Annotated in this window: 15 protein-coding genes and 1 tRNA gene; 8 read left to right on the forward strand and 8 right to left on the reverse strand. The window is 53.1% G+C overall.

Annotated elements, in window-relative coordinates:
• Window positions 1-456: 456 nt before the first annotated feature.
• The 6 genes from WKI84_RS08180 to WKI84_RS08205 all read right to left on the reverse strand — a co-directional run bounded on the left by WKI84_RS08180 (window position 457) and on the right by WKI84_RS08205 (window position 4,410).
• Window positions 457-966 (reverse strand): DUF6036 family nucleotidyltransferase, encoded by a 510-nt coding sequence (locus WKI84_RS08180; RefSeq protein ID WP_337863052.1) that lies wholly within the window; start codon window positions 964-966, stop codon window positions 457-459.
• Window positions 956-2,035 (reverse strand): hypothetical protein, encoded by a 1,080-nt coding sequence (locus tag WKI84_RS08185; protein ID WP_337863053.1) that lies wholly within the window; start codon window positions 2,033-2,035, stop codon window positions 956-958. The genes WKI84_RS08180 and WKI84_RS08185 overlap by 11 nt, the downstream gene beginning before the upstream one ends.
• A gap of 398 nt (window positions 2,036-2,433) precedes the next feature.
• Window positions 2,434-2,979, reverse strand: a complete 546-nt coding sequence (locus WKI84_RS08190) for a type II toxin-antitoxin system VapC family toxin (RefSeq protein WP_337863054.1) — start codon at window positions 2,977-2,979, stop codon at window positions 2,434-2,436.
• Window positions 2,954-3,199: a hypothetical protein gene (locus tag WKI84_RS08195; RefSeq protein WP_337863055.1), complete on the reverse strand. Its 246-nt coding sequence runs from the start codon at window positions 3,197-3,199 to the stop codon at window positions 2,954-2,956. The genes WKI84_RS08190 and WKI84_RS08195 overlap by 26 nt, the downstream gene beginning before the upstream one ends.
• A gap of 529 nt (window positions 3,200-3,728) precedes the next feature.
• A complete protein-coding gene (locus tag WKI84_RS08200) occupies window positions 3,729-4,055 on the reverse strand; it encodes a DsrE family protein (RefSeq protein WP_337863056.1) in 327 nt (108 codons plus the stop codon).
• A gap of 40 nt (window positions 4,056-4,095) precedes the next feature.
• A complete protein-coding gene (locus WKI84_RS08205; RefSeq protein ID WP_337863057.1) occupies window positions 4,096-4,410 on the reverse strand; it encodes a rhodanese-like domain-containing protein in 315 nt (104 codons plus the stop codon).
• 83 nt (window positions 4,411-4,493) lie between these two features.
• Between WKI84_RS08205 and WKI84_RS08210 the strand changes: the two genes are divergently transcribed.
• Window positions 4,494-4,634: a hypothetical protein gene (locus WKI84_RS08210; protein ID WP_337863058.1), complete on the forward strand. Its 141-nt coding sequence runs from the start codon at window positions 4,494-4,496 to the stop codon at window positions 4,632-4,634.
• A gap of 103 nt (window positions 4,635-4,737) precedes the next feature.
• The gene (locus tag WKI84_RS08215) at window positions 4,738-5,319 is read left to right on the forward strand and encodes a hypothetical protein (protein ID WP_337863059.1); all 582 of its coding nucleotides are present in this window, start codon (window positions 4,738-4,740) and stop codon (window positions 5,317-5,319) included.
• A gap of 383 nt (window positions 5,320-5,702) precedes the next feature.
• On the opposite strand, the gene WKI84_RS08220 is transcribed toward WKI84_RS08215, so the two are convergent.
• Window positions 5,703-5,790, reverse strand: a tRNA-Leu gene (locus WKI84_RS08220).
• 190 nt (window positions 5,791-5,980) lie between these two features.
• Here WKI84_RS08220 and WKI84_RS08225 point away from each other — a divergent pair.
• The 6 genes from WKI84_RS08225 to mvk all read left to right on the forward strand — a co-directional run bounded on the left by WKI84_RS08225 (window position 5,981) and on the right by mvk (window position 10,469).
• Entirely contained in the window at window positions 5,981-6,148 is a 168-nt protein-coding gene (locus WKI84_RS08225; protein ID WP_337863060.1) for a hypothetical protein, read from the forward strand.
• Between the two features lie 78 nt (window positions 6,149-6,226).
• Entirely contained in the window at window positions 6,227-6,463 is a 237-nt protein-coding gene (locus WKI84_RS08230; RefSeq protein WP_337863061.1) for a DNA-directed RNA polymerase subunit N, read from the forward strand.
• 33 nt (window positions 6,464-6,496) lie between these two features.
• Complete coding sequence (locus WKI84_RS08235; RefSeq protein WP_337863062.1) at window positions 6,497-7,753, forward strand: enolase C-terminal domain-like protein; 1,257 nt, start codon at window positions 6,497-6,499, stop codon at window positions 7,751-7,753.
• Window positions 7,750-8,499, forward strand: coding sequence for a 30S ribosomal protein S2 (gene rpsB, locus WKI84_RS08240; RefSeq protein WP_337863063.1), 750 nt, complete (start codon window positions 7,750-7,752; stop codon window positions 8,497-8,499). Before WKI84_RS08235 ends, rpsB begins: the two co-directional genes overlap by 4 nt.
• A 117-nt stretch (window positions 8,500-8,616) precedes the next feature.
• On the forward strand, window positions 8,617-9,486 hold the full coding sequence (locus tag WKI84_RS08245; RefSeq protein ID WP_337863064.1) for an MEMO1 family protein: 870 nt from the start codon (window positions 8,617-8,619) through the stop codon (window positions 9,484-9,486).
• Window positions 9,483-10,469, forward strand: coding sequence for a mevalonate kinase (mvk, locus tag WKI84_RS08250; protein ID WP_337863065.1), 987 nt, complete (start codon window positions 9,483-9,485; stop codon window positions 10,467-10,469). The genes WKI84_RS08245 and mvk overlap by 4 nt, the downstream gene beginning before the upstream one ends.
• A 63-nt stretch (window positions 10,470-10,532) precedes the next feature.
• Here the strand turns inward: mvk and WKI84_RS08255 are convergent, their stop codons facing one another.
• Window positions 10,533-11,549, reverse strand: a complete 1,017-nt coding sequence (locus tag WKI84_RS08255) for a phosphate uptake regulator PhoU (protein WP_337863066.1) — start codon at window positions 11,547-11,549, stop codon at window positions 10,533-10,535.
• Between the last annotated feature and the right edge of the window lie 47 nt (window positions 11,550-11,596).

Below are 11,596 nucleotides of genomic sequence, written 5' to 3' on the forward strand. Positions count from 1 at the left end.
TATTTAACAATCGTGGTGCTTTCCTCTACCAGCTTATGACATGAACGACGTGATTTGGGCACAAGCCCGTTTAGGCTTGATTCTTAGTTCCGGATACAGCAATAGCAATTATTAATATGACTGATCGTCTACGCAACTGTTAAAGACGCAGCTATTATTTCTTTTCAATGTTTCCATATGTAATTGTCTAACCCTATAATCCAGCGTTCATTGTACAACCCGTTAAAAATTGACGGATTGAACGACACTGTTCAAAGATCGGGTCATCGCTAGCGATATTGAGCATGCATTATTGCCAAATGTCCCTAAGATTGAACAGTGTATAAATTTTGACGCTGTTAAGTTGGCGGCTGATTTCACATCTTCTCCTTCGTAAAATCGCTAACGACCAGTCGCGAATTTAACAGCGTTCTGGCCGGAGCAGAATCAGCAGCCAAGTTAACAGTGTCTAAATTTTCAAAAGAAATGTTTCAGCAAGTGTTGGAGATTAAGCTCGTACACCCTTTCGTTCCCCACATACTGAACCTTCCGTGCCCTCCTCTCGATCTGGCCTTTCTGTAGCCCGAACTTCTTGATGCACGCCTCTATGTCCTGTAGATCCCTTTCGTTCAACCTTCCTATCTTGGTCACCACTATGTCCACAGGGTGGAGCGCCCTCAACTGTACCTTCTTCAGCTTTGTCTTTACTGGAATGCTCTTTTCCAAGTAGTCATCTGGCAGCATCTGGCTAAAGACTGCCCCGTCCGTCCACGTATCTACCTTGAAGCCGTGCGGTATGCTCTTCTGAATCTTGTTGAACTCCTTGATATCGTCACTAGGACCGGTAAAGTCGATGTCGATCGTCGACGGCTTTATGTCCAGCAAGGTCATAGCAGTCCCGCCGGCCGCGACAAGAACTATTTTCCGCTCCAGTTCCTTGTCTACGGCGGCAAGCAGCCCCATAAGACCGGACCTGTCAAGCGGCATTGTACAACCTCATCTTCTCCATGATACTGGCACGGTCTGCAGGCTCGGCCTCTATCCTCATCTCCTTCATCACCTTTATCGCGTACTGCAGGTCCTTCTTTTCCGGGATGATGTCTGACAGTGCCTGGATAAGCCCCATCAGTTTTCCGATGAGCTTGAACTTCCTTGCAAGGAAGATCAGCATGTCATAGTTTACGGTGTTCTTTGCAAGCAGGACCGGTACTGCCTCTATCCTTCTGGCATCGCCCTGCGCCATCATGGCCGCTACCGTGTATTCTATGCACATTTCCCTCTCCTTTGTCAGCCTGGTCCCCATCTCATTGTAGCCGAACTTTGCCATGTTGTACACCAAGTCTTGTTCCGAGATCTTGTGCGGGGAAGTCTCGCTCTTTGCAATCTTTATCGGAATCCCTTTTTCTGCGATTACCTGGATGGCGTGCCAAAAGTTCTGCGGCCCGTAGAAGGTTATCTTGTCGGCAAGCATTTCCTGTACTGGGTTGAGCTCGTCTGACGTAATCTGATCCAAGAACTTTGCCTCGTTAAGGATCAGATAGTCTATCTGTTGCGGGTGCATCATCTGTATTGACTTTATCGCACGGTGCACGGCTTTGGCGTCTTCTTGCTCTGGGAAAAAGTCCATCCCGTAGCCCTTCACTAAAATCAGCAGTTCGGTCCTGTTGGTCATTTGGTTCTTTTCAGGTCTTATTACGGATATCGACCTGACAAAGGGGAGGTCTGTCAGGAAGGTCTTCTCTATGTCCGAGAAGAGAATCGCGGTAGAGGCGTTGGCAGTATCCTTCAGAAAGATACGCTTCCGCTGCATCTCTACCTGTGCGAGTATGTCCATTATCCAGTAGTCGTCGAAGTTGATCCTGGCGATTGAGGTGTTGCCTACCTTGCTGATCGTCACGATATTATCCCGTGCAAGCTGCTGGAGCTTGTTGTAGATGTTGGCATAGTAGGCTTTGCCGTATGACTCGCCTATCCTCTCGGTAAGCTGGCTTATTGACATCTCCGTCCCTATCTCCCTTGAGAGGGTTTCTAGTATCTTGAAGGAGGTCTCGTCCATTTAGATCATCTATAGTTTGGTTACTATAGAACTATAGTATCGTTGCTATAAATACATGACGCTTATCAGATTGCCTACCTCGACGCTAAATACCGAAAACACAGGTAGTTCTCGTGCAAAGCCGCCAGTTGATAGCCAGATTATCTTCTAAACTTCTAGACAGGCAACTGCTAGGCCCTCCCTAGTATAATTCAGGGGTTAAGAACAATATGCAAGACGAACTGTCAGACACTGGTAATTCTTCGGCGGATCACTGGTGATATTACAGGGAAAATGTGGCAAATCAGCCGCAGAGTCAACAGTGTATTCTTGTCTAAGGCAGTATTATTGGCTCATCTCGCAATGTTTAAAATCAATATCACAATTTTGCCTTCCTGTAACAGAGGCTGGCGTCAAAACTACAGCGAATCAATCTTTTGCTTTAACAGCCGTCTGTCATCGGCAACCCTCAGGTTATACGCCTCATATGCTATCTGGTCGCTTTCCAGCTGGTCGTAGCCGGCGTCTATATCCCCTTTCAACCGCTCGGCAAAATAATTGTCAGCCAGTACAAACAGGTCGCACTCGCCCACGCTGGCAGTAAAAGCATGCAGCGCGTCGTCTGCTGAAAGGTGCCTCTTCCTCATCATGTCCCAGGATCCACGTACGAGCTTGCCAGTAGGCTCTATCAAGTCAAGGCTCCCGCGCCTTGCAAGGTCGATTGTCAGCCCAAGCAGTGACGAGATGGTACTGTCAATCTGCGGTCGGGCTATGTTGCCTTTCACCTTGATAGCCTGGTCAAGCGCAGCCACGCCTTCACTTAGCGTCCACAACGAGGTGACAAGGGTCAGCTTGCCCTCTTCGCATTTTCTGAAAATCAGGTTGACGACTTCGCTGAGGGGCTTCTCGTCGCTGAATCTCAGAAGGTACGCGGATGTGTCAAAATAGATTCTCTTTTGTCCCATACTTTGCCGCACGAGCCCTGCTTACGATTTCAGAAAGAGATACGCCTTCCAGTATCTTCTTGGTCTTCTCCAGATCGTATGACCTGATGTCAAGCTTCATGACATTTTGGGCATAGTCTGCCATCTCGTCGATTCCCTTTGCGCCAATGAAGCACTCCCTCGTCTTGGCCAGCTCCGCGGCTATAGTATCCGAGCTGCCCTTGTAGAGTTTGAAAGGCATGTTATATCGTCCTGCTCCTGACGCATTGTAGTTGTATGTTGCAGGTAATAATCTCTTCTGCCTTCTGCGAGACTAGACCCTATCTGAAGAGCACGCATCTGCCCATAAAAACAAGCGGTGAACCTCGCCTTACCTTTTCCACCCCGTTTCCACGGGCATCGTAATCTAGAGACGAGACCTCAAGCCGTGCTTGAGCGTTAGTCACCTATTCCTGCTCAGTCTTTGGAATTAATAAGATTATTCAAGACGACTTCTAGACAGAAACGGCTTTAGCCGTGGCGTTCAGGCTGAGAGTATCAAATCTGACATGGATTGACTTTGCCACCTGCGCTTGATGTGTTGAGGAATGCCGCCGTGTAGAACTTGTTCAATACTTAGTATTTTCCCATCCTCCCAAGCTTGCTACGTAGGCTAGAGACCAGTTCATTGCTGCCAGATAGTATTGAGCCATAGTGTGCCTAGTTCTGTCGCGTATTCGGTTGTTTATAAAGGGCGTTGCGGCGCGGCTGCTCCTGTCGCAGGTCGGTTGCTAGAACGTCAAGACCCTGTCCGATTCGACGACCAGCTTGAGCATGTCCTTCATTGTGGATACCGGGCACACTTCAAATGACTGCATCATGTTCCTTGACTTGATGCAGGTGCCGCAGGCAAGCATGGTCCCGCCAAGCTGGTCCAGTTTGTCCAGCTGCTCCTTTACGTTGAATTTCTCGCTTTTGATGCTCTCGATTTCGACGCCTGCGCCAAGCATGAATATTTTGACCTGATGATCTTCAAGTACAGCAGCAGTACTGGCAAATCTAAGAGCGTTCCAGACAGTTTCGGCGCCTGTCTGCGATATTATGATACCTATTTTCATCTCTTTTACTCGCTCCATCACTCATTAAAAGCTTGATCCATCATTTCTCTTTGCCGTTGGCGCTTTTCCATGCTTCATAGCCACCGTCAATGGTTGTGGCCCGGAATCCCTTTTTGCCAAGCTCGTCTGCGCCGATATTTCCACGATAGCCGCCATTGCAGTACGTAACAACTTCTTTTCCTTTCAGGTCGTCCAGTTTTCCCTGCCGGGCGTTTCGTATGAGCTGTCCAAGTGGTATGTTGATAGCGCCTTCGATTGTGCCATCTTCCCTGACTTCATCCGCCTCTCTAACGTCTATGAGAACAAAGTCGTCTTTTCTCACCGCAAGGTCTTTGGGAGCTATCTTGTCGGCCATGAATATGCAGTATCAGTACTGTAAATTTGCTATTTGAATCCTCATATCTGCCACCCGAAAATCAACACCCAATTCCAACACCGATGGATTCGACAGAACCCAACGCAGGATTCCGTGACATGATAATAACTATGAAGAACAACTCTGGAACGACGCTGATCTCTACAAGTACCGTGTCCAGCTCTTCCTTCACGCAGACGTGGCAGACCAGCGCCGGAACTTGAGATCCTCCACAATTTTTTTATTTTTCTCATGCTGGTGTGTAAATGACAATTGAGAACGAGTCTAAAATTTATTTGTCTGGCGACCGCAGTCGCAATTGGTGCGTTGATCGCCAGTATAGTGGTGGCGGTCATGTCTGGCGGTCCTGAAACAGTCAAGCCGTCCAACCAGGCTCTCCCAATGTATTACGGCGGGCCAGAAATACCCAGCCAGTTCAGGTCTGCAGATATAATAAGCGACTCGGGATTCGCAGACAAGAAGGTGCTGCTCCAGGATGCCAAGCCGCCAGTCCACGACTTCATTTTGCGTCCTGGCACGACGGGCCATGTCACAGTACAATACAACTTTACAGACGACGATGCCAACGACCCTGGTTCCAATTTCAGGATAAAAGATGTCATCAGCAATTACGTTGACAGCTTTAATTCGAAAGGCAGCATTATTCGATTAGTCTCTGGAAACCTAGTCGACTCCAATAAAGATAGTGTGGGAATGCGGATGTACATATCCCCGTCAGATGTCAATTACCCCGGCCACAATGCGGCACAACTGACATACACCATTGAAGCAGAACCATCTGCTGAACGCGGGACTTGTACCCTGGAAACATACGCTTCGCCAGCCCGTTTCGGCCAGTTCATTACAGTTGGTAGCGAACATTATGACGGGCGCATGCCATGGAACTAAAATAGGGTCGAGTGGGATTTACGCTCTGCTTTTACCGGCAAATTTCCAGATCTGGCCAGCACTTTTCAGGGCCGCTCTGCTCAAGAAGCGGCAGTCTCGCATAAAAGAACTAACTAGGACCTACAACTACGCTTGTATTTGTAGAAGTCTGGAAACGCGCGCACGCACCTGCACATGTGTGTTCATGCCGGCAAATGGCGGAGGAAGGGGCACGGGCGGATTTACGCAGTCATTTTTTTGGCTGCCGGAAAAAATGGCGGCAGCAGCATTTACTCTTCTCCCGCCGCACTTTGCCGCCCGCTGTCTTGAACTGACATAAAAGAACAATTGTTTTTGCCGTTTTCCACTGGAAACGCGCGCCAGCGGTTTTAGAAAGGTAAAGATGGTGCGGGAGATGGGATTTGAACCCACGAACCCCTTCGGGATAAGAGCCTCAGTCTTACGCCTTTGACCAGGCTGGGCGACTCCCGCTCCAACACACTAGACGCCGGCCCGCGCTAATTTGAATATTGCGTACGTACAGCCGGCGCGTGTGTGCGTGCGCAAGCAAGCTGTCCTCCCGATCAAAGATTGCGAGCTTGGCATGTCTTAAAGCCAGCCGGCACAGGAGGCAGCCAGCATGATAAAGGTCATGTCCCTTATAGTCGGAGGAATACTGCTTATGGCGATGGGAGCGTACGCCCTCAGCGTGACAGAGATACGCTGGCCCGCCCTTGCGTGGCCCGAGATCCAGTGGCCGGCCGTCAACTGGGCCATAGTCGGGTTCGTGGTGCTTGTGGGCGGGGCCGTGTCCGCCGGCGCAGGGATAATAGTGTCCAGGCTCTCCTAGGCACCCATCTCGGAAACACCATTATTCTTGTAATGGTTTTTATAACGTGCCTGCCAACGGACATGGCAGAAGAACAAGATGCTTATCCCGATCCGTTGCTTTACCTGCGGAGGTCTGGTCGCCGACAAGTACGGCGAGTACACCAACAGGGTAAAGTCGGGCGAGGACCCGGCAAAGGTCATGGACTCGCTTGGGGTCAAACGCTACTGCTGCAGGCGCATGTTCGTGTCAAGCGTCGAGACCATCTACCAGATAATCCCCTACTACGAGGCACTCAGGCGCAGGATGTCCGAGGTCCAGACCGAGATAGAATGAATAAATAACGAACGCCGCTTTTCCCCACGCTAGATGCCTTCTCCCAGAATCACGTCGCTTGGCGCAAGACTAGTCTTCAACAGCAGGGGCAGCAAGACCATCGAGGTCGATGTCACGGTCAACAAAAAGTTTGCAGGCAGGGCGTGCGCGCCCTCCGGAGCAAGCGTCGGCAAGCTCGAGGCACAGAGCTTTCCAGACAACAAGCCGGAAAAGGCGCTTGCCGCGTTCAACGAAAACAGGAAAAAGTTCCTCGGCCTGGACGCTTCGGACACAAAGGCGGCCTATGACGCCCTGCGCAAAGTCGACGACACTGAAAATTACAGCAAGATAGGCGGGTCGGTGGCTTATGCGCTGTCGATAGCGGCGGTGGATGCGGCCGCCAGGGCGCAGGGGGTGCCCCTTTTCAAGCTGTTAAAACCGAGGGGCCCGTACAGGTTCCCGTTCCCGCTTGGCAACATACTCGGGGGCGGCGCGCACGCAGGCCCCGGCACTCCGGACATCCAGGAGGTACTGGCATGTCCTGTCGGCGCCAGGAACGTCATGGAGGCGCTTGAAATGAACTTTAAGCTCCACTCGGAACTGCGCAAGGTAATCGAGTCCATAGACAGCAGGTTCACGTACGGCAGGGGCGACGAAGGAGCGTGGGCCCCAAACGTGAACAACGACCAGGCCCTTGAAATAGCAGAAAAGGCGGTCAAAAACTGTGGCTATACGCTCGGCAGAGACATGGCCCTTGGCATAGACTTTGCAAGCTCGTCCTTCTGGGACGAGGAGAAGCAGGTCTACGACTATGCCCGGCAGGGGCTGAAGAGGGACACTGGCGAGCAGATCGAGTTTGCAAACAGGCTGATGCGCGACTACAGGCTGGCATACGCAGAAGACCCCGTGCACGAGGGCGACTTTGAAAGCATGGCCGCCCTGACAAAGAAGAACCCTGCCACTCTTGTGACAGGCGACGACATGCTCGTGACCAACGCAGAGATGGTGAAAAAGGCCGTTGGCTACGGTGCATGCTCGGGGGCGATACTGAAGGTGAACCAGGCAGGCAGCCTGCATGATGCGCTCTTGTTCGCCAAAGAGTGCACTAGGAACGGGATAAAGATAATCACGTCGCACAGGTCCGGCGAGTCGTCTGACTCACACATCTCCCATATCGCCGTTGCGACAGGGTCAAAGATGCTCAAGACTGGCGTGCTCGGAGGCGAGCGGGTGGCCAAGCTGAACGAGCTCTTGCGCATGTCAGAGTATGGTTTAATAGCTGGTATGGCCGAACTGACCCCTGCAACATGAGCGGTAATCCAGAGGAAGGCTCGATCCCGGCAGAGACCGAGGCTTCTACTACCACTACTGCGGCTGTCGTCGAGGAAGAAGAGACAGCAGGAGCAGAGGAAGAAGCGGTGGTCGAAAGCCCCGAGGGACAAGAGTCGATTGACACTGACAATTTAGAAAAGATGATACTTTCTACAGGCATCAGGGTTGGGACGCCGGTAAAGACGAAATACATGGCGCCCTTTATCGTGCGCGCAAACCCGGAGGGCCTCTACATCCTTGACATCAGCAAGACGCTTGCAAGGATAGACGTGGCCGCCAAGTTCATCGGCAGGGCAGACATGTCCAGGGTGGCAGTAACCTCCGCAAGGGAGTACGGCAAGACCCCGGTGGAAAAGTTCTGCGAGCTGACCGGCGCCCGGCGCATACTGGGCAGGTTCATGCCCGGCACGTTCACCAACCCGTCGCTTCCAAACTATATGGAGCCCGAGATCGTCGTCGTGACCGACCCGCAGGCAGACCAGCAGGCCGTGATAGAGGCCACAAGGGCAGGCGTGCCTGTCATAGCCATCTCTAACAGCGACAACGTCACTTCAAAGGTCGACCTGGTCATCCCGGCAAACAACAGGGGCAGGAAGGCGCTTGCCACAGTCTACTGGCTGCTTGCAAGAGAAGTTATGAAGAAGCAGGGCAAGATCAGGTCCGACAGCGAGATGAAAGTCTCTATCGACGACTTTGAGACCAAGCTCGTCGAAGAGATCTCGTAGCAATTTTTCCCTCTCCCTTTCCTCCTCCTTCTTTCTTTTTATCTGCTTCTTTTCCTATTTGGTTTATATGACTTGGCGACTCCATCAACTGCTGGCAAAGAGAGAGAGGATGACATTTTGGTAAAGACTAGGCGCGCGCCGGCGGTGGCCGGCATGTTTTACCCCGGCGACGCACGCGACCTTGAGGCGGCCATCGACCAGTCCTTCCGCAACACGAAGTTCGGGCCGGGCATGCCGCCGCCAGCCCCGACCAGGCGCAGGATATACGGCATGGTCTGCCCGCACGCCGGCTATGCATACTCGGGCGCCGTGGCCGCAAACGGCTTTTACGCAGCCTCGGCACTTGATTTCCAGACCGCAGTGATGGTCGGGCCCAACCACTATGGCATAGGCTCCGGCGTGGCGGCAATGCGCGCCGGCGCGTGGGAGACGCCGCTTGGCCAGGTCGAGGTGAACAGCGAGGTCGCAGAAGAGATAGCATCGAGGTCCGGCATTGTCGACTATGACGACTTTGCCCACAGCCGCGACCACTGCCTGGAGGTGCAGCTGCCGTTTCTGCAGTACATAAAAAAGAAGAAATTTACCATCGTCCCCGTTGTGCTCATCATGCAGGACATTGACACGGCCTTTGACCTCGGCAAGGCAATTGCAGACACGGCGGCAGAGAAGGGCGAGGAGGGAGAAAAGGAAGACGAGATGCTGCTCATCGCATCGTCCGACCTCACACACTATGAGCCAAACGACGTGGCCCACAGAAAGGATGGCGAGCTGATACAGGCGATGCTGTCACTCGATGTTAACAGGTTCTATTCCGTCCTGCAGAGGCTGGACGTGTCTGCCTGCGGATACGGCGCGATAGCTTCTGTCATGGTCGCTGCCAGGAGCCTTGGGGCGACCCGGGGCGAGCTGTTGAAATATGCGACAAGCGGCGACGTAACGGGGGACAAGGACGCAGTGGTGGGGTATTCTTCGGTGATATTCGTATGACGACAACGGCGACAAAGGGCAAGGCGTCGGCTCCGGCAAAGATAATCCTGTTTGGGGAGCACTTTGTGGTGTACGGTAACCCTGCGATACTGGCGTCGATAAACCGCAGGATAACTGTCTCTGCCAGGAAGGGCAAGGAGGGCAAGGTCACGATACGCTCCGACATTGCAGCAGGCGAGTTTGAGGGCTCGACCTTCAGGCTGATAGAGGGGGCAAACGCAAGGGCGACGCTTGAGCCTATCTATTTTGCGGCAAGGCAGGTGCTCGTGTCCAGAAAGCAGCCTGCAGGCACGGGTCTAGAGATCGAGATGAGCTCCGACATCCCGTACGGCGTCGGTCTGGGCTCGTCCGCAGCCGCGCTAGTCGCAACCATTGCGGCGGTAGAGGAGCTGCTCGGCAAGACGGACAGGAAAAAGATATGCGAGAGTGCAATAGAGGCCGAGCGCATCATACACAAGAACTCGTCCGGCGCGGACTGCTACGTCAGCACCTACGGCGGCATGATATTCTACAGCAGGGGCGAGGGCTACAAAAAGGTGGAGAGCAAGTCTGACCTGTTCATGGTTATAGGCAACACAGGCATCAAGCACAACACGGGCGAGCTCGTCTCCAGCGTCCGCAGGCTGAAGGAGGCCAACCAGATGGCTTTCCAGGGGCTCATGGCCCAGTCAAAGGACATCTGCAACCAGGCGCTCAACGCGCTCAACAGCGGCAACGTCGACCACCTGGGAATGCTGATGAACGAGAACCAGCTTCTGTTGGAGAGGCTCGGTGTCACGCACGAAAAGGCCGACGAGCTGATAGACATCGCAAGGAGCTCCGGCGCCCTTGGAGCCAAGATAACCGGCGCAGGGGGCGGAGGAGCGATAATAGCCCTTGCGGCAAGCAAGCAGGACAGCGAAAGGGTTGCAGCCGGCATCAAGGCCGCAGGCTATAGCGCCTTTGAGATCGAGATCGACTCAAAGGGCCTGGTCGTGAACTGACCGGCAAGAAAAAAGGCGAGATGCCATTGTCGTCCTGACGGCAGCATTTGCCACCGATCACAGCTAGCCGTTTCTGAAAGGCTCCACCAGGTGCACCGGCTTGACCAGGTCTGCCACATCGACCCAGCACTTTGCTATCCTGTCCATCGAGTAGGCAAGGGTGAGCATCGCTATTGTCGACTCGGGGCCCTTGACGCCGTCGGCCGCGGACATCTCTTTTATCTGGTTCATCGCCTCGTTGAACCGGGCATACGTGCCGAGCACGACAAGCGAGTCTGACCTGTTCTTGTTTGCAAACGCGGCTACTGCTTTTTCCTGCATCTCCTCCACCAGCTTGCCGGCCTGCACGAACCTGTCCACAAAATCGATGTGCGAGAAATCCTTCATGCTGACGAGGTCCACGATATAGTCGCCTGCGCTCTCTAGCAGGTTTGCCGCGATGCGGTAATCCAGTATGTCGATGTTGCTGAGGTTCAGCTTGGCGGCAAGTTTCTGGTCCATCATGGCGCTCCTTATCAGGCGGACCAGCAGGAAATACTGCCTGTCCACCTCGTCGTCCCTTGCGTCTATCGACCTGCGCACCGTGTTCTCTTTTGACCTTATCGCCTCCACGGTGTCTTTGAACATGCCGGCCACGATTGAGTTGAGCCGGCGCAGTATCCTCTCTGCGTCAAGCGTGTTCGGGTCGAGCAGGAACTGCGAGGTGATGTTCTTGCGGTCCTCTTCCACTATCTCCAGGCCGACCAGCTTTCTCATGGCGCGCTTGAAGCGCTCTGAGTCCTCGTAAGTGATGGAGGCGCCCCCGCTGGCCCTGACCCGTATCGTGTCGTACCCGAGCAAGTAGGCGCCATAAACCTGGTTGACAAGCGTCTCCATCGAGGCCGGCGAGTACTGTATCAGGGTCTCCTTTGTGTGCTCCACCTCCGACTCGGACGGGAATATCGAGAGCGTGTTGTCCCGGTTTACGTCGACAGGCACTATGCTCCCCTTTTTCAGATTGTTGCTCTTGACCCACTCGCTTGGCAGCGACACGAGTATGCTGCTGCCGATCTGCTGCAGGCGCCTTGCGTACCTCGGCATAAATAGTATAAGCGCATTTAAACTAATTAAACATTATTTTTATATTT

The sequence above is a fragment of the Nitrososphaera sp. genome (genome assembly GCF_037447015.1).
Taxonomy (GTDB): Archaea; Thermoproteota; Nitrososphaeria; order Nitrososphaerales; family Nitrososphaeraceae; genus Nitrososphaera.